Source organism: Nocardia sp. NPDC057663 (assembly GCF_042799895.1).
GTDB lineage: Bacteria > Actinomycetota > Actinomycetes > Mycobacteriales > Mycobacteriaceae > Nocardia.
This window is the reverse complement of the sequence record NZ_JBHVHX010000008.1, coordinates 17,874-35,076: the sequence shown is the minus strand read 5'-3', so window position 1 is coordinate 35,076 and position 17,203 is coordinate 17,874. Positions and strand designations below refer to the sequence as shown.

Annotated in this window: 17 protein-coding genes; 8 read left to right on the top strand and 9 right to left on the bottom strand. The window is 69.8% G+C overall.

The features are described 5' to 3' along the window. Nucleotides 1-80: 80 nt before the first annotated feature. Both sigJ and ACFVAV_RS19100 read right to left on the bottom strand, forming a co-directional pair. Nucleotides 81-1,022 carry an RNA polymerase sigma factor SigJ gene (gene sigJ, locus ACFVAV_RS19105; RefSeq protein ID WP_379036285.1) on the bottom strand — a complete coding sequence of 314 codons (942 nt, stop codon included), beginning with the start codon at nt 1,020-1,022 and terminating at the stop codon, nt 81-83. Nucleotides 1,023-1,209: 187 nt separating this feature from the next. After that, nucleotides 1,210-1,815 (bottom strand): TIGR03086 family metal-binding protein, encoded by a 606-nt coding sequence (locus ACFVAV_RS19100; RefSeq protein WP_379036284.1) that lies wholly within the window; start codon nt 1,813-1,815, stop codon nt 1,210-1,212. A 61-nt stretch (nt 1,816-1,876) separates the two neighbouring features. Here ACFVAV_RS19100 and ACFVAV_RS19095 point away from each other — a divergent pair, with 61 nt between their 5' ends. From ACFVAV_RS19095 to ACFVAV_RS19065, 7 genes are all read left to right on the top strand, one after another. Continuing rightward, nucleotides 1,877-2,320, top strand: coding sequence for a MarR family winged helix-turn-helix transcriptional regulator (locus tag ACFVAV_RS19095; protein ID WP_379036283.1), 444 nt, complete (start codon nt 1,877-1,879; stop codon nt 2,318-2,320). Between the two features lie 151 nt (nt 2,321-2,471). Next, nucleotides 2,472-3,251: a metallophosphoesterase gene (locus ACFVAV_RS19090; RefSeq protein WP_379036282.1), complete on the top strand. Its 780-nt coding sequence runs from the start codon at nt 2,472-2,474 to the stop codon at nt 3,249-3,251. Nucleotides 3,252-3,297: 46 nt separating this feature from the next. Continuing rightward, entirely contained in the window at nt 3,298-5,415 is a 2,118-nt protein-coding gene (locus ACFVAV_RS19085) for an ABC transporter ATP-binding protein (protein WP_379036281.1), read from the top strand. Nucleotides 5,416-5,491: 76 nt separating this feature from the next. Next, nucleotides 5,492-6,232, top strand: a complete 741-nt coding sequence (locus ACFVAV_RS19080) for an energy-coupling factor transporter transmembrane component T family protein (protein WP_379036280.1) — start codon at nt 5,492-5,494, stop codon at nt 6,230-6,232. Nucleotides 6,233-6,287: 55 nt separating this feature from the next. Further along, the gene (locus ACFVAV_RS19075; protein ID WP_379036279.1) at nt 6,288-6,965 is read left to right on the top strand and encodes a hypothetical protein; all 678 of its coding nucleotides are present in this window, start codon (nt 6,288-6,290) and stop codon (nt 6,963-6,965) included. A gap of 200 nt (nt 6,966-7,165) precedes the next feature. Further along, nucleotides 7,166-7,816, top strand: a complete 651-nt coding sequence (locus ACFVAV_RS19070) for an ammonium transporter (protein ID WP_379036278.1) — start codon at nt 7,166-7,168, stop codon at nt 7,814-7,816. A 50-nt stretch (nt 7,817-7,866) separates the two neighbouring features. Continuing rightward, nucleotides 7,867-8,508, top strand: a complete 642-nt coding sequence (locus ACFVAV_RS19065; RefSeq protein WP_379036277.1) for a cysteine hydrolase family protein — start codon at nt 7,867-7,869, stop codon at nt 8,506-8,508. Nucleotides 8,509-8,572: 64 nt separating this feature from the next. On the opposite strand, the gene ACFVAV_RS19060 is transcribed toward ACFVAV_RS19065, so the two are convergent. From ACFVAV_RS19060 to ACFVAV_RS19040, 5 genes are all read right to left on the bottom strand, one after another. Continuing rightward, nucleotides 8,573-8,752 carry an antitoxin gene (locus ACFVAV_RS19060; RefSeq protein WP_379036276.1) on the bottom strand — a complete coding sequence of 60 codons (180 nt, stop codon included), beginning with the start codon at nt 8,750-8,752 and terminating at the stop codon, nt 8,573-8,575. 96 nt (nt 8,753-8,848) lie between these two features. Then, nucleotides 8,849-11,116 carry an ATP-dependent DNA ligase gene (locus ACFVAV_RS19055; protein WP_379036275.1) on the bottom strand — a complete coding sequence of 756 codons (2,268 nt, stop codon included), beginning with the start codon at nt 11,114-11,116 and terminating at the stop codon, nt 8,849-8,851. Between the two features lie 51 nt (nt 11,117-11,167). After that, on the bottom strand, nt 11,168-11,515 hold the full coding sequence (locus ACFVAV_RS19050; protein WP_379036274.1) for an Rv0909 family putative TA system antitoxin: 348 nt from the start codon (nt 11,513-11,515) through the stop codon (nt 11,168-11,170). A gap of 60 nt (nt 11,516-11,575) precedes the next feature. Next, nucleotides 11,576-12,709: an MBL fold metallo-hydrolase gene (locus ACFVAV_RS19045; RefSeq protein ID WP_379036273.1), complete on the bottom strand. Its 1,134-nt coding sequence runs from the start codon at nt 12,707-12,709 to the stop codon at nt 11,576-11,578. Next, nucleotides 12,709-13,437 carry an enoyl-CoA hydratase gene (locus tag ACFVAV_RS19040; RefSeq protein ID WP_379036272.1) on the bottom strand — a complete coding sequence of 243 codons (729 nt, stop codon included), beginning with the start codon at nt 13,435-13,437 and terminating at the stop codon, nt 12,709-12,711. The genes ACFVAV_RS19045 and ACFVAV_RS19040 overlap by 1 nt, the downstream gene beginning before the upstream one ends. A gap of 91 nt (nt 13,438-13,528) precedes the next feature. Between ACFVAV_RS19040 and ACFVAV_RS19035 the strand changes: the two genes are divergently transcribed. Then, nucleotides 13,529-14,647 (top strand): NAD(P)-binding domain-containing protein, encoded by a 1,119-nt coding sequence (locus ACFVAV_RS19035; RefSeq protein WP_379036271.1) that lies wholly within the window; start codon nt 13,529-13,531, stop codon nt 14,645-14,647. On the opposite strand, the gene ACFVAV_RS19030 is transcribed toward ACFVAV_RS19035, so the two are convergent. After that, nucleotides 14,628-15,482, bottom strand: a complete 855-nt coding sequence (locus tag ACFVAV_RS19030; RefSeq protein WP_379036270.1) for an aldo/keto reductase — start codon at nt 15,480-15,482, stop codon at nt 14,628-14,630. The genes ACFVAV_RS19035 and ACFVAV_RS19030 overlap by 20 nt on opposite strands. Nucleotides 15,483-15,575: 93 nt before the next feature. Beyond that, nucleotides 15,576-17,078 (bottom strand): carboxyl transferase domain-containing protein, encoded by a 1,503-nt coding sequence (locus ACFVAV_RS19025; protein ID WP_379036495.1) that lies wholly within the window; start codon nt 17,076-17,078, stop codon nt 15,576-15,578. Between the last annotated feature and the right edge of the window lie 125 nt (nt 17,079-17,203).

The window sequence follows — 17,203 nt, the reverse complement described above, 5'->3', positions numbered from 1 at the left end:
GGCTCGCTCCTATCGGGATGGACTCCCCTCCTGAACCGGACAGGCGCGCGATCCCTGACATCACCGGAGTGTGATGTGAGTCACCATTCGAAATCGAGCGGGGTGTGCGGGCCCTCGGCCGTCCACTGCCGGGTGATCCGAGCCAGCTTCTCCGGGTTGACCTGGATCTGGACACCGGCGATGCCATCGGGCGTGATGTCGAGGCCGACGACGGCGATGACCTGGTCGCCGACCATCGCCAGCGCGCCGGGACCGCCGTTGACCACGCAGGCGTAGAACACCGGAGTGCCACCGACGTAGGCGCGCTTGGCCCGCGTCGGGCGGAACACGTGGCTGAGGTAGCGGGCGATGTCGAACGCGCCGAGGACCGGGGTCTTGCGGGCCGGGATCCGGCCGCCACCGTCGGCGATGCCGACCGCGTCATCGACGAGCAGCCGGACCAGCGGGTCGGTGTCACCGCTGAGGACCGCCGCGAGGAATTCCTCGACGATCCGCTCCGCCGCGGCCGCGTCCACCGTGACGCGGGAGCGCCCGCCGACATGCTGTTTGGCCCGCCGGTAGATCTGCTGACAGTTCGATTCGCCGATGTCGAGCATCTCGGCGATCTCGCGATGCTGATACCCGAACGCCTCGCGCAACACGTACACCACGCGCTCGTTGGGCGAGAGCCGCTCCATCACGGCGAGCATCGCGAGCGAGACGGATTCGCGCTGCTCGACGGTGTCGGCCGGGCCGAGCATGCGGTCACCGGCCAGGACGGGCTCCGGAAGCCACTGTCCCACGTAGGTTTCCCGCCGCGCCCTGGCCGAGGTGAGCTGGTTGAGGCAGATGTTGGTGAGCACCTTCGTCAGCCACGCCACCGGCGTCTCGATCCGGTCCCGGTCGGCCGCGTGCCAGCGCAGGTAGGTGTCCTGCACCGCGTCCTCGGCGTCACCGGCCGAGCCGAGCAGCCGGTAGGCGATCGCCTCGAGGCGGCCACGGGAGGCCTCGAACACATCGGCCTGGTCGGTACTGAGGGTCATCTCCCTATGGTCGGCCATGCGCATGCGGGGATGCCACCCGGCAACCGCATCGCGCGGTCCACATCCAGGTCGACCCCGAGAAACGATCGCATCACCCGGCAGTGGTCAACGGCAGCCCCGGCGCGCCGACGCCGGTCGGCGACCAGGCCATTGCCGCCTCGGCCTCGGTGCGACCCCCGGGGGTCGTTCAGCGAGGTTGCCAGTCCGGCGAACGGCCGAGGACGCGCAGGATGCGGTCCAGCGTCGCCGACTCGTCCGGCATCTCGAGTGCGGGGGCGAAGGCGGCGCCGGGGCGCTGACGTGACGCGCCGGTCGGGACAGCTTCGGCGATGCGCAGCGCGGTCGGGGCCACATCAGAGTCGAGATCGATCGTGCGGCCGACGGATCGGGCGACGTCCCAGGCGTGCACGACGCTGTCGATGAGGTGGAAGCCGAGCGCGGTCGCGGCGGGGAACCGGCCCGGCGGGATCTCCGGCAGGGCAAGGGTGCGGGTGAGCGCGCCGGGTTCGGCGAAGGCGGCGACGATCTCGTCGGCCGAGCGCAGGAAGTCGCCGACCGGGTCGGCCGCCCGGCGCACCTCCCACACCGCCGGGTCACCCTCGCCACGCACCGCGGCGGCGAACCCACGGTTCTGCGTGCCCATGTGTTCCAGCAGGGCGCGCAGATCCCACCCCGCGCAGGGTGTTTCGACAGTGAGGGGGGCAGTGGCGGCCGACTCGACCGCGTCGACGCTCAGCCGGACAGCGCGCTGGTGCCGGGCGAGGAGCAGCTGATCCTCCGAAATAATATGCATAAGTAGATCGTATGTATCTGCTTATGATCTGCCAAGACAATCTCCCCGGTAGATTCCGACCATGCCGAAAGCGACCCGCCCCGACCTGGCGGCCATGCTCGTGCCGCTCGGCCGCGCGCTGACGGAGGCGGAACGGCCCGTCCTGGACCGGCACGGACTCACCATGTGGGCCTATGTGGTGCTGCTCGGGCTCGGCGAACAGCCCGTCTACACCCAGGCCGCGCTCGCCAAGGCGGTCCGCGCGGACAAGACCCGGATCATCCCCGTCCTCGACGACCTGCAGCGCCGCGGCCTGATCCGGCGCGAACCCGATCCGGCCGACCGGCGCGTCAACCTGGTCCAGCTGACCCCCGCCGGGGCGGGCCTGCGCGACCGCGCCCAGCACGACATCCAGGCCCAGGAACAGCGGCTGCTCGCCGACCTCCCTGCCGAAGATCGGCGCACCTTCCTGCGGGTACTACAAACGCTGTCCGAACGCAGCGGAAGGCCGATCTCCGACACGTGATCGATGACACAGACCACCGATGAGGTTTCGGTCCGTGGCACGCCTCATGAAGACGGATAAGCCCAGGTCATCTAGCCTTGAGAGGTGCCGATGACTCATACCGGCACACTCTGACGCAACGGAGCGATCCCAGAGAAGAAAGCGACTGCCGATGATCCTGGCGGCTCAGCTCAGCGATACCCACTTCGACCTCACCCCGCGCAACACCGAACGCGTGGAACGAGTGATGGCCTACCTGGCCGACCTTCCCCGCAGGCCCGATGTCATCCTCGTGACCGGCGACATCACCGATTCCGGCAAACCGGAACAGTACGCCGAAGCCCGTCTGGCCCTGCAGGCCGACATCCCCGTCTATCTGCTGCCGGGCAACCACGACGACCGCGTCGCTTTCCGCACCGATCTCCTGGGCGAACCCGCCTCGACCGCTCCGATCAACAGCGTCCACCGCGTCGGACCACTCACCGTGATCATGCTCGACTCCAGCATCCCCGGCGAATCCAGCGGCCTGCTGGCCGAGGAGACCTACGACTGGCTCCGCGCCACGCTGGCCGACGCGCCGCCCGACGGCCCGATCCTGCTGGCCCTGCATCATCCGCCGAAGCCCGTCGCCAGCCCGATCGTCGACGTCATCGCCCTGGCCGACCCCGGCCGCCTCGCCGCCGTCGTCGCGGGTGATCACCGCATCCTCGGCGTCCTCACCGGCCATGCCCACTCCCCTATCGCGACGATGTTCGCGGGAAAGCCCATGATCAGCTGTCCCAGCACCGCCTGCGTGCTCGGCGGCTCCTGGGAGGTGACCCTGCCCCACAAGGTCATGGACTACGCCCCCGATCCCGCGATCGCGCTGCACGTCATCGACGAAACACACACCCTCACAACCCATTTCCGCACCGTCGCGATGGGCGGCTGGCTGGCCGAGCCGCCGGCCTGACAGAAGGTCACAGCCCGGCCACATACACCCCTGGCAGACTGGTCGGGTGAAAGACAAGCCCGCGGACCTGCCCCGCGGACCCCTACGCCCCATCGAACTGGCCACCGGCGCCGTCATGGCCGGCCTGACCGTCGGTCTCATCACCGTCGGCTCCCTGGTTCCGATGGCCGCGGCCCTGCAACTGGTCGCGGCCGTGCCGCTGGGCCTGCTGGCGCACCGCTATCGGCTGCGCGCCCTGGTCACCGCCACCATCGCCGCCGGACTGGTCACCTTCGTCGCGGCGGGCCTCATGCCTGCGCTCGGTGTTTTCGGCGCCGCCACTCTCGCGGGCATCATCGGCATCGTGAAGCGCCGTGGCGGCGGCCTGCCCGCCGTGCTGGCGCTGGCAGTGGTGGCGGCCGTGGGCTGGGGGCTGTTCTCGGTGGGCATGCTGCTGGTCTTCGCACGCACAAGGCAGCTGTTCTTCGACGCGATCAGCAATACCGCCAAGGGCATCCAGGACCTGGCGGCCAGGCAGGCCGCACTCGAACCGCTGGGCCGGGCCGCCGCCGAGGCCACCGATGCGGTGTTGCGCTGGTGGTGGCTCTACCTCGGCGGTTCGGTCGCCCTCGGCGTGCTGGTGAGCACCATCGTGTCCTGGTATGTGCTCGGTTCGGTGCTGGACCGCCTGGCCTGGCTGCCCGGCAGCGACCGCCTCGACGCGCCCGACGACGACCGCCCGGTCGGCCCGCTCCCAGTCACCCTGCACGGCGCGGGCTACCGCTACGCGGGCGCCACCGCCGACGCGCTCTCCGGTATCGATCTGACGATCCATCCGGCCGAGTTCGTCGCCGTGGTCGGCCACAACGGCTCGGGCAAGTCGACGTTGACGCGGGTACTGGCGGGCAGGCCGCCGACGACGGGCGCGGTCAGCAGGCCCGGTTCGGCCGGGCTCGGCGAACTGGGCGGCACCGCGCTGGTGCTGCAACGGCCCGAGAGCCAGACGCTGGGCGTCTCGGTGGCCGACGATGTCGTGTGGGGACTGTCGGCCGAGCTGGCCGCCGAGGTCGATGTCGACGCGCTGCTGGCCGAGGTCGGCCTCGACGGCATGGGCAGGCGGGAGACCGCCACCCTGTCGGGCGGCCAGCAGCAGCGCCTCGCCGTGGCCGCCGCGCTGGCCCGTCGTCCCGCCCTGCTCATCGCCGACGAGGCGACCTCGATGATCGATCCCGACGGCCGCCGCGACCTCGTCGCCCTGCTGGCCGAACTGCCGCACAGGCACGGCACCGCGGTCGTCCTGGTGACCCATCACGAAGCCGACGCCGTGGCCGCCGACCGGGTGATCCACCTGGCGAACGGCCGCATGGTCGACCACCTCGCCAGCTGGCCGCGGCCCGCGGGCGACCAGCGCCGCAGCCCGATGGGCGCGCCCATCCTCGAACTGGCCGACGTGCGCCACACCTACAACCGCGGCACACCGTGGGAGGCGCCCGCCCTGCACGGCGTCGATCTGTCGGTGCGCCAGGGTGAGGCCCTGTTGATCGTCGGCGGCAACGGTTCGGGCAAGTCGACGCTGGCCTGGATCATCGCCGGGCTCATCGCGCCGAGCTCGGGACGCTGCGAGCTGCGCGGCGATCCGGTCGACAAGCAGATCGGCCGGGTGGCCCTGGCCTTCCAGCACTCCCGGCTGCAGTTGCAGAAGCAGACCGTCGGCGCCGAGATCGCCGACTGGGGCGGGCGCGCGACCGGCTCCGGCGCGGTCGGCCGGGCGCTGGACGCGGTCGGGCTGGATCGCCGCCTCGCCGCCCGTTCGGTCGAGGAACTCAGCGGCGGGCAGGCCAAGCGGGTGGTGCTCGCGGCGATGGTGGCGAGTCATCCCCAGGTCGTCGTGCTCGACGAGCCACTGGCCGGACTCGATCCGCAGGGCCGCGCCGAGATCGTGGAACTGCTTGCCCGGCTGCGGGATTCGGGGCAGACATTGATCGTCATCTCGCACGATGTCGCCGATGTGGCCGCGGTGTGCGACCGCACGGTGCATCTGGACGCGGGCGTCGTCGTCGAGACCGCGGGCGCGCGGCGGCCGGTCGGCGCGCACCCGGCGCCGATGCTGCCAGGCCGCGCGGAAACCGTCTGGCGACTAGGCAATCCGCCGCACAACGAACCGGGAAGCGGGGTCGTGCGATGAACGAGCGCAGCGAGCGGCAAACCAACACAGCCACCTCGGTGGTCATGCCGGAGCCGAGCGGCAGCGAGGTGCAGGCATGAGCACCGTATTGCTGCGTGAGGTCCCCGTCGACAGTGTCGTGCACCGGCTGTGGGCGGGCACCAAGATGATCGCCGCCTTCCTGATCAGCCTGCTGCTGATGTTCCTGCCGATGTGGCCGGTGCTAGGGGTGATCGTGGCGTTCCTGGTGGCGATCTGGGTGCTGGCCCGGCTTCCGCTGGGCGCCCTGCCCCGATTGCCGTGGTGGTTCTGGGGATTGATGCTGCTCGGCGGTCTGATCAACGCACCGATCGGGCTGAAGGCCGTGCTCGGGTACACGCAGGTCCTGGTGTTCGGCCTGGTGCTGGTGGCCGCCTCGTTCCTGATCGCGTACACCACGCCGATGGGCGAGGTGGCGCCCGCGCTGGCGAAACTCGGTGCGCCGCTGCGCAAGCTGCGCCTGCCGGTGGACGAGTGGGCGGTGGTCGTCGCGCTGACACTGCGCGGGCTGCCGCTGCTGCTCGACGAGATCCGGGTGCTGCGCGCGGCGCGCAAACTGCGGCCCAAGGACAACCTGCTGCACCGCGCCGCCGACAACAATCCGCTCATCGACATCCTCACCGCGTGCATGGCCGTATCGACCAGGCGCGCGGGCGAACTCGGCGAGGCGATCACCGCGCGCGGCGGCACCGGCATGCTCACCGCGCATCCCAGCTCACCGACCAGGCGCGACGCGATCGCGCTCGGTGTCGTGGTGGCGGTGTGCGCGGGCGCGATCGCGCTGAACGCCGTGCTCTGAACTCCGGCGCGCGGCCTCCCTCGCGCCGGGCGGTGGGCGGGCGATACTGGCTGGCGTGACCGACAGCGAACGCGCGGTACCCGGCTGGCGACAGCCCACCGAGGGCGAATCCCGGTTGTCCGCCACCGCCGCGATCCTGGGGATCGTGGTGGTCCAGGTGCTGTTACCCAGCGAGTTACTGCCTTCGCCGGTGTGGCTGCTGCCGATCCTGGAACTGGGTGTGCTGGTGGTGCTGGTCATCGCCAACCCCAGCCGGATGGATCGCGAGGAACCGTGGATCCGCGGCCTGAGCCTGGTGCTGGCCGGGTTGATCAGCGTCGCCACGGCGGTGTCGGCGCTGCTGCTGTTGCAGGCCATCTTCTCGGGTCAGTCCGACCAGGGCGCCGGGACGCTGCTCGGTAGCGGGATGTTGATCTGGGCGACCAATGTCATCGCGTTCTCGCTCTGGTACTGGGAGTTCGACCGCGGCGGTCCGGCCGCCCGCGCCAACGGCCGGGAACCTGTACCGGACTTCATCTTTCCGCAGATGCAGGATCCCGAGCTCGCGGGCAAGGACTGGCGCCCGGAATATCTCGACTACCTCTACCTGGCCTTCACCAACGCGGCCTCGTTCGCTCCCGCCGACGTACTGCCCCTGTCGCGCTGGTGCAAGATGATGATGATGGTGCAATCCATCACTTCCTTGGTCATCGGCGGCATGATCATCGCGCGCGCGATCAACATCATCCGGTAGTCGGTGCCCACAGTTCGCCATAGCGAAAACCGATGAAAAATCTGTGGTTTAAAATTGAAATTCACTGTTCCGCAACCGTCGAGCGCGCTATCGTTCAAGTCGAAATCGAGCTGGACAACCGCTTCACGCGCCGTCGCTAGCTTCTCGGGGGAGCCACGATCTCGGCGCCTTTCGTTTGGGCACGTCACTTGATGAACCAGATGGGAAACGTTCACATGATCATCCGCAAGATCGCCGCCGCGGCCATTCCGGTCCTAGCGGTAGCGCTGGTGGGCACGGGCGTGGCAAGCGCCGATCCGGTTACGCCGGACGTCGAATACCGCACCGAACTCATCGGCAACACTGTCATCACCACCCTCACCCACGGCACCTTCGCCCTCAACGGCGGCACCGTCGACATTCGCGACGAGGCGGGTGCGACCGTGGTCTCACTGCCGCTCTCGGTGCGAGACGGCAGCATGGAATACCCACTGCCGCACACGGTTCGCGAAGACAACCGGGTGCTCGAGCTGACCGCGGTCAAGGACGTCGCCGCGGCCAGGCCCAACCTGACGCCCGTCGCCTCGCCCGCGGAAAACTATGCGGCACAGGCTAATTTCGCGTCCACCTTCGGTCTCGCCACCGCCATCGGCAGTTTCGTCGGCATGGCGATCGGCGCCGTCATCGGCCTCGTCGTCGGCGCGGCGGCAGGCGGCGTCGGCGCACTCCCCGGCCTGATCACCGGCGCCTCCGTCGGTGGCATCATCGGCACCATCGTCGTGGGTGGGCCCACCCTCGTCGTGGCGGGCATGGACCTGATCAACACGCTGATGGCGCCGCCCGGCACCACCCAGTGGGCACAGACCAAATAGTCTGCGTAACAACCTGATTGCCGGTCGCATCGACGCCTACACTGGCGTCGGTGCGACAAGGCAACGGACTCGACATACCCGACGACCTCGGCGATCTGTGCGCGCCCGACCGGATGGCGCTGATCGTCTACGACATGCAGGTCGGCGTGCTCGGCCAGCTACCCGACGGCCAGGAGGTCGTGGAACGGGTGGTGCGCGTGGTCGAAGCGGCCCGCAGCGCGGGCTATCCGGTGATCTTCCTGCGGCACTTCTTCCCGCCGCGCCGCCTCTCCGGCGTGTACGCGATGCGCCTGCTGATGGGCTGGCAGCAGGCGGAATCCATCGACGACGTGCAGTTCATCCTCCAGCGTGATACCCCGGCCTTCGAGCTGGTGCCGGAGCTGGTGCCGCGCGAGGACGAGCTGGTCCTGGACAAGATGACGATGTCGGCGTTCGAGGGCACCCCGCTGGCCGCGCTGCTGCGCGATCTGAAGATCGGCGCCTACGCCATCGCGGGCGTGGCATTGGAGATCGGGATCGTCCCGACCGTGGCGCATTCCACCGACCTGGGTTTCGTGCCCGTGGTGATCGGCGACGCCTGCGGCGGTCGCGACAAAGAGGCGATGGCGCGGGCCTACGACGAGTTCGCGTTCCAAGGCAACGCGCTGGTCACCGATGTCGCGACGATCACCGGCCTGATGGCCGGGAACTGACTGCGCGGCAAACTCTCAGCGCGCTGATCCGGCGGGCCGGTGCCGACCGGCCCGCCGGGGCAACTCAAGCCTGATCGCGGATGGCCTTCTTGGCTGCTTCCTGGGCGGAGTCGACCTGGCCTGCGAACTTGCCACCGGTCTTCTCGTCGACCACGTCACCGGCCTTCTCGATGACACCGTCGACCTTGTCCGCATGCTGGGCAGCCAGGTCCATCGCCTTACCCGCCAGGTTCTTGAAATCCACCGTGCACTCCTCGCTGATTCCGAACTCCAGTCTCGAGCGCGCCAGCGCTCCACAACGCGATCACCCTAGCAACACCACAGCTTTCGCGGGAGAGCATCAATCGCGGGAACGCGTCACACCGCCCCACACGGGATGCCACAGCCGCCCGGTGTCGGTCCACGCCTGGAAGCGCACGGTCCCGGTGAGTTGCGGGGTGACCCACTCGGCGTCGCGGCACTCGTCGGCGGTCATCTCGTTGACGAACGGCGAACTCGCTCGGTGCAGACGGTGCAGCTCGGCCGCGATGCGCCGCGCCTGCTCGGTGTCGAACCCGGTGCCGACGCGCCCGACGTAGACGAGCCCGTTCTCGTGCGGTATCCCGAGCAGCAGCGACTTGAACTCCCGCTTGTCGCTGCGCCGCCAGCCGCCGACCACGACTTCCCGCGACCGCCAGTTGCGCTGCTTGAGCCAGGTCTGGCCGCGCTTGCCCGGCTGATACACCGAGTCGACCCGCTTGGCGACGACCCCCTCCTGCCCCTGCTCGCTGCTGGCCCGCATGGCCTCGGCGCCCGAACCGTCCAGCAGCTCAGCGACATTCATCGACGGCGCGAGCCTGCCGAGCGCCTCCAGGACCGACCGCCGGTCGCTGTACTTCTTGCGCAGCAGGGACGTGCCGTCGAGGTAGAGCACGTCGAAGGCCACGAACACCGCCCGTGCCGAATCGGCTTGCAGCGCAGAGATATCCGAGAGCCCGTTCGCGTCGAGCACCACCGCTTCGCCGTCGAGCACCACCCGGTGCCCGGCCAGTTCGGTGCCGAGCGCGGCCAGCCGCGGGTACCGGGTGGTCACGGTGTTGCCCGCCCGGCTGCGGACGGTGACGGTGCCGTCGTCGATCTCGACGATCACCCGGAAGCCGTCCCACTTGGTTTCGAAGGCCCACTCCCCCGCTGCCAGTGCATCCACCGCACCGGCGGTGGCGAGCATCGGCGCGAGACCACGCGGGAGATCGTGGGAGCCGCTGTCCACCACCGGTTCTCGCCGGTTCTGGTCGCGCATGTAGTGCATCAGCCACTGGTCGCCGTTGGTCTGGATGAACGCGTAGCGGCCGTGCAGGCGCTCGCCGTCGAGTTCCACGATCACCTCGTCGTCGCGCCATTTCTCGGTGACGTAGGTGCCCGAGTCCCAGATCGTCGTCTCGCCCGCGCCGTACTCGCCCTTCGGGATGGAGCCGTGGAAGTGCAGGTATTCGAGCGGATGGTCCTCGGTGCGCACGGCGAGGCGATTGTTTCTCGGCTCGGTGGGCGGCCCCTTGGGCACCGCCCAGGACGCGAGCACACCGTCGCGTTCTAGCCGCACGTCCCAGTGCAATCGGCGGGCGTGGTGTTCCTGGACGACGAAGCGGTCACCGGGGCCGGGTTCGGGTGCGGTGGCAGGCACCGGTTCGGGGGTGCGCGCGGGGTCGCGCATGCTGCGGTACTTGGTCAGCGCGTCGGGACCGACCGGCAGCGGCGGGTCCAGTTCGGCCAGCAGGTCGCCGTCGGCCTGCCGGCGGGCGAGGACCTCGTCGAAACGTAACTGGCGCAATGATTTCGCGTCCTCGATCTCGGCCCAGCTGCGCGGCGCGGCGGCATTGGGCTCGGTGCGACCGCGCAGCGAGTACGGGGCGATGGTGGTCTTGGCCGCGTTGTTCTGGCTCCAGTCCAGGAACACCTTGCCCGCGCGGGCCGACTTCGCCATCGTCGCAGTCACCAGATCCGGGTGCAGCTGTTCGAGATTGGCGGCCACCTGTTTGGCGACGGTGGACGCGCCGCGCGAGCTCACCGTCCGGTCCAGCGGCACGTAGACGTGAATTCCCTTGCTGCCGCTGGTCACCGGGAAGGCCTGCATGCCGATGCCGGCGACCATGTCGCGCACGGCCAGCGCGACCCGCGCGCATTCGGCCAGCCCCGCGCCGGGGCCCGGATCGAGATCGAAGACGATCCTGGTCGCCGGGCCGCGCTGATCGCCGTCGAATCGCCATTGCGGCACATGGACTTCCAGCGCCGCCTGCTGGCCGAGCCAGGCCATGCCCGCCTCGGAATCGATCAGCGGGTAGACCACCTTGCGGCTGGAATGCTCGATCGCGCGGCGCTGGATCCACGCGGGCGCGTGCTCGGGCAGGTTCTTCTCGAAGAAGTCGGGGTGATCCATCCCATTGGGCCACCGTTTCCTGGTGACCGGCCGCCCCGCGACGTGCGGCAGAATCGCCTCGGCGATCGCCGAATAGTAGGCGATCACTTCGCCTTTGGTCGTCCCGGTCGCCGGGTACAGCACCTTGTCGAGGTTGCTGAGCTCAACCTCGATGCCGGGCTCACCCGGCGGACCCCGGAACTCCCGGCGGACCATCGACGCGGTTCAGCGGCGGGGACCGACGTGACCCGGCCCCCGCGCACCGAATCAGGCCTGCGGCCCCGGATCGGTCGGCACGGCGCCGCCGGCAGTGGTGCCGGGAGGAGTAGTGCCGGGGTCGGTCTTCGGCGGGGTGGTGCCGGGAGTGGCGCCGGGTGCGGTATTCGGCGGGGTGGTGGTGCCGGACGCAGGGCCCTGACCGGTGCCGGGCTGCGGCGGAACGACCTTCTTGGCCGCGTCCTTGCCCTTCTCGATCTTGTCGCTGTACTTGCCGCCGGTCTTCTCATCGATGAACGTCCCGGCCTTGTCGACCGCTTCGTTGATCTTGTCGGCGTTCTGCTCGACCGCCTCCTTGCCCTTACCGAGCAAGCCCTTCAAGGTATCCACGAGACTCATCTACCGATGTTCCTTTCCCGTTTGGCGCGATCGCCCGTCGCTACGCGAAGCCGAAAGGGTTCACTCCACATCCTCCCACCACGAAACCCGTGGTGGGAGGTCATTCGGAACCACCCGCTCGCCCGGCTTGGGCACTACGGTGCGGGTACCCGCTTCGGCCGCGGCGGACACCAGCCGGTGCACCGGCTCCGACCATCCGTGGAAGGCGAGATTGAAGGTGGCCCAGTGGATCGGCACCAGCAGGCCGTAGCCCGCGTCGCCCAGGCACAGGTCGGCGTGGGCGCGCACCGCTTCCTCGGGATTCATGTGCACGTCGGTCCAGCGCTCGTCGTAGGCACCGATCGGCAGCAGCGTCAGATCGAAGGGGCCGAGGACGGCGCCCGCCTGCGAGAAGGCCTTCGTGTAGCCGGTGTCGCCGCCGAAATACACCCGCTTGGTGGGTCCGGACAGTGCCCAGGATGCCCACAGTGTGGTGTTGCGGACCAGGCCGCGGCCGGAGAAATGCCTGGCCTCGGCGCAGGTGATGGTGAGCCCGCGGTCCTCGGCGTCGTGGCCGAGCGACACCGAGCCGCCCCAGTCGAGTTCGATGATCCGGTACTCGGGCACACCCCAGTGCCGCAGGTGCGCGCCGATGCCGGTCGGCACGACGAACGGCGCGAGCTGCGCGCGGACCAGTTCGTCGATGGTGGCCTTGTCGAGGTGGTCGTAGTGATCGTGGGAGATGATCACCGCGTCGACGGCGGGCAGCGAGGACAGTTCGCCGGGCACCGGATGCAGCCGGGCCGGACCCACCAGCGGGGACGGCGAGACGCGCTCGCTCCACACCGGGTCGGCCAGCACGCGGTAGCCGTCGAGTTCGACGAGCGCGCTCGCGTGCCCGTACCAGGTCACCGCCAGCGGCGCGGCCTCCTCCGGCACCACGGGGGTCACCAGCGGCACCGGGCGCGACGGCCTGCCGACCCGGCCCTTGGTGAGTCCCGACCAGAACAGCGACGGCGCGGCGCCCGCAGCGAGCATGCTGCTCGGCTCGGTGTTGTGGAAGCGGCCGTCCCGGAACGACGACTTGCCGAGCGCGGTCGGCTCGATGGCCGTCGGTCCGGCGCCCATCGCGGTGGGCAGTCCCCACACCGCACGCGCCACCCAGGCGAGCCCGAGCGTGCTCGCCACCGACCCCGCAACACGTGCGAGCCCCATCAGCGGCCCACGAACTTCGCTGCGCGCTTCTCCTGCCGAGCCATGCGGCCCTCCTTTGCGTCGTCGCTGGTCCACGCCGCTTCCAGTGCGGCAAGCTGCTGGGCGCTGGCCGGGTCGCGGGTGCCGTCGTCGTTGAGCATCAGCTTCATCGCCCGCAGCGAGAGCGGGGCCAGCGCGGCGATCGACTTCGCCCAGTCCTGCGCGTCGGCGAGGGTGCCGAGCTTGTTGGCGAAGCCGAAGCCGTAGGCATCGGTGGCCGTGACCGGGTCGGCCGCGAGCAGGATGGTGCGGGCCGGGCCGCCGCCGATCAGCGAGACCAGCCGCGACACCGTCCAGCGGTCGACCGAGATGCCGAGTTTGGCGGCCGGGATCGCGATGTAGGCGTCGGGCTCGAGCACCCGCAGGTCCGAGGCCAGCGCCAGTTGCACGCCGGCGCCGAGCGCGCCGCCGTTGATCGCCGAGATCACCGGGACCGGCAGGGCTTCGATCGTGTGCAGCATGTCGAGCAGGCCCGACAGGAACGACTCGGAGTACACGCCGGACAGGTCCGCGCCCGCGCTGAAGATCGGGCCGCGGCCGGTGAGCACGATGACCCGCGCGCCCTGGTCCACCGCGTCGAGCATCGCGGCACGCAACTGCCCGACCAGGTCCTCGTTGAGCGCGTTGCGCCGTTGTTCGCGCTGCATTTCGATGGTGATCACGTCACCATCGCGGGTCACGCCGAGCATTCATCCTCCCCAGAAGTACCGGACACCTTTGGTGCCATAACTCTGCCACAGGCCACCGTCGACGCCCGGTAAGGCGATACCATCGGCGGCTGTGGCGACCGACTTCGACATCCTGGTGATCGGTGCGGGCCAGGCCGGGCTGTCGGCCGGTTACCACCTGCGCCGCCGCGGTTTGGTCCCCGAACGCGACTTCCTCATCGTCGACCACGCGCCCGGCCCCGGCGGCGCCTGGCAGTTCCGCTGGCCCTCGCTGACGCTGACCACCGTGAACCGGGTGCACGATCTGCCCGGGATGTCGTTCGCCGAGACACTGCCGCCCGGCTCGGAATCCGCACCGGCGGCCACCGCGGTGCCGCACTATTACGAACTCTACGAAAAGCGCTTCGACCTGCGGGTCCACCGGCAGGTGACGGTGCAGGTCGTCTGCGATCGGACCGCCGACGGACAGACCTGCGCCGGTCGTGGCGAGGTGCTGCAGGTCGAGACCGAGGGCGCGGGCACCCTGCGCACGCGCGGGTTGATCAACGGCACCGGCACCTGGGAGCACCCGTTCATCCCGGTGTATCCCGGCGCGGGCACCTTCGCGGGACGCCAGCTGCACACCCGCGACTACCGCACGGCCGCGGAGTTCGCCGGCAAACATGTGGTCATCGTCGGCGGCGGGATCTCGGCGGTGCAATTGCTCGACGAGATCTCGCAGGTGACGTCCACCACATGGGTCACCAGGAGCGAGCCGGTGTTCCGGTCGCTGCCCTTCCGCGCGGACGACGGCCGCGCTGCGGTTGCCATCGTCGAGGACCGGGTGCGCCGCGGTCTGCCGCCCGGATCGGTGGTCTCGGTGACCGGCCTCCCGCTGGACGATCGTCTGCTCGCCGCCCGTGACCGGGGCGCGCTGGACCGGCAGCCGATGTTCGAGCGGATCGAGCCGACGGGCGTGCGCTGGGCGGACGGGCGGTTCCAGGACGCCGATGTCATCCTGTGGGCCACCGGCTTCCGCAGCGCACTGGACCATCTCGCGCCGTTGCGGCTGCGCGGACCGGGCGGTGGGATCACCATGACCGGCCGGCTGGCCACCCAGGTGGCGGTCGACCCACGCATCCATCTGATCGGCTACGGACCATCGGCCAGCACCATCGGCGCGAACCGGGCGGGCCGGGCAGCGGCCGCCGAATTGACCGGCTACCTGGGGATCAGTCCAGACCGAGGCTGAAGGTGGCCGGGTCGCCGCCGACCCTGGTGCTCGTGTCGAGGTCGTCGATCGCCGCCATCGCCTGCGCGTCCAGCTCGAAGGAGAACACGTCGAAATTCTCCGCGATCCGCGACGGCGTGACCGACTTGGGGATGACGATATTGCCCAGCTGCAGATGCCACCGGATGATGACCTGCGCGGGCGTGCGGTCGAGTTCCTTGGCGAGGGTGACGATGGTCGGGTTCTCCAGCAGCGTGCCCTGACCGAGCGGACTCCACGCCTCGGTGGCGATCGCATGGTTGTCGTCGTACTGGCGCAGTTCGCGCTGGGCCAGGGTGGGATGCAGTTCGATCTGGTTCACCGCCGGGGTCTCGCCCGCCTCGGCGATCAGGGTCTCCAGGTCGATCGCCCGGAAGTTGGAGACGCCGATCGAGCCGATCCGGCCCTGCGACTTGAGCGCCTGGAAGGCGCGGAAGGTGTCGACGTAGCGGCCGGCCGACGGTACCGGCCAGTGGATCAGGTACAGGTCGAGATAGTCCAGGCCCAGCCGCCGCATGCTCGCGTCGAAGGCACGCAGCGTGCTGTCGAAGCCCTGCTCGGCGTTCCACAACTTGGTGGTCACGTAGATCTCGTCGCGGGGGATCCCCGAGGCACGGATCGCGCGGCCTACGCCTTCCTCGTTTCCGTAGGCCGCGGCCGTGTCGATGCTGCGATAGCCGACATTCAGCGCCTCGGCCACCACCGACGTGACGTCGTCCTCCGGCACCTGGAAGACACCGAAGCCGAGCTGCGGAATGACGTTCCCGTCGTTGAGCACGATGGTGGGCACGCGGCTGCTAGCGCTACGGAAGGTCACCCGTTCGACGGTAGAAGTGGTTCGCCGTAGCGTCAACGACGCTCCGCTGCGTGTTTCCCCAGCCGCGGGTTCGGGTGGAAACCGGGGCGCAGGTCAGGAGACTGCCCCGATCCGGCGGTACCGCGCCTGGCGCAGCGCCCGCAGGTCCGCCGTCGGCTGTACGCGCAGGGCTGCCAGCTCCTCGGTGACCGCGAGGACCATCCTTCGGGCGAACGCGACCGGTTCGTCGGCGGCGTCGGGGTGCTCGTCGACGATCCGGTCCACCACGCCGTCCGCCTGCAGATCGACCGCTCTGATCCCTTGCGCGGCAGCAAGTTCCGCCGCATGCGCGGTGTCGCGGAAGACGATCGCGCTCGCCCCCTCCGGCGGCAGTGGAGCCAGCCAGCCGTGTTCGGCGGCGAGTACGCGGTCGGCGGGCAGCAGTGCGAGCGCGCCGCCACCGGTGCCCTGACCGAGCAGGATCGAGACGGTCGGGGTGACCAGGGTGACCAGGTCGGCCAGGCAGCGGGCGATCTCGGGGGCCAGTCCGCGTTCCTCGGCTTCCTTGGACAGTGCGGCGCCGACGGTGTCGATCACCAGGACCAGCGGCAGGCGCAGCTCGCGGGCCAGCGCCATCGCGCGCCGCGCCTCCCGCAGCGCGGCCGGGCCCATGGTGTGCTCGCCTTCCTGGCCCGACCGGTCGTGGCCGAAGATCACGCAGGGCTGGCCGCCGAAACGGGCGAGGGCGAGCACCACGGTGCGGTCGGATTCGCCCTGGCCGGTGCCGCTGAGCGGAACCCGTTGTGTCACATGGCGCAGCAGGTCGCGAATGCCGGGGCGGCCGGGGCGGCGGGTGCTGAGTACCGAATCCCAGGCGGTCGCGGCGGGATTCGTGGCCGCTGCCAGCTTGCGAACGGGCGCAGCCCAACCCGGCTCCGCCGAGACCGGAAGGACGACACCGCTCGCGACACTCAAGGCCCGGTGCGCGATCCGGCGGAACACCTCGACAGTCACCACGCCGTCGATCACACCGTTGCGGTACAGGTTCTCCGCCGTCTGCACGCCGGTCGGAAAAGGCTTGCCGTACAGGGCCTCATAGACGCGCGGGCCGAGGAAGCCGATGAGTGCGCCGGGCTCGGCGAAGGTGATGTGGCCCAGCGAACCCCACGACGCGAACACCCCGCCCATGGTGGGATTACGCAGGTACACCAGATAGGGGTGCCCCGCCGCCTTGTGCACCGCGACCGCGCCGGCGATCTTCACCATCTGCACGAAAGCGACTGTGCCCTCCTGCATTCTGGTGCCGCCGGAGGTCGGTGACGCGATGAGCGGTAGCCCGAGTTCGGTGGCCCGCTCCACCGCCGACACGATCCGCTCGGCCGCCGCGACCCCGATCGACCCGGCCAGAAACGCGAATTCACAGGCGATCACGGCGACCCGGCGGCCGCGCAGCAGCCCCTCCCCCGTCAGCACCGACTCGTCGGTGCCCGCACGGCGCGCCGCGGCGACGAGCTCCTGGCGATACCGCGGGGTTACCCCGGGTTCGATCGGTGGGCGGTCCCAGCTCTGGAACGAATCGGGATCGAGCAGCTGCGCGATCAGGTCATCCGCCGACATGTGCACGCGCAGAGCCTAGCGGGCCGCCGACCGCGCCGAGGGTCACGACATCGCAGCGGAACACCGGATGAGCCGGGCCGCACGCACCCGCCCAGACCCCGACCCGAGTCGACGGGCAGAAAACG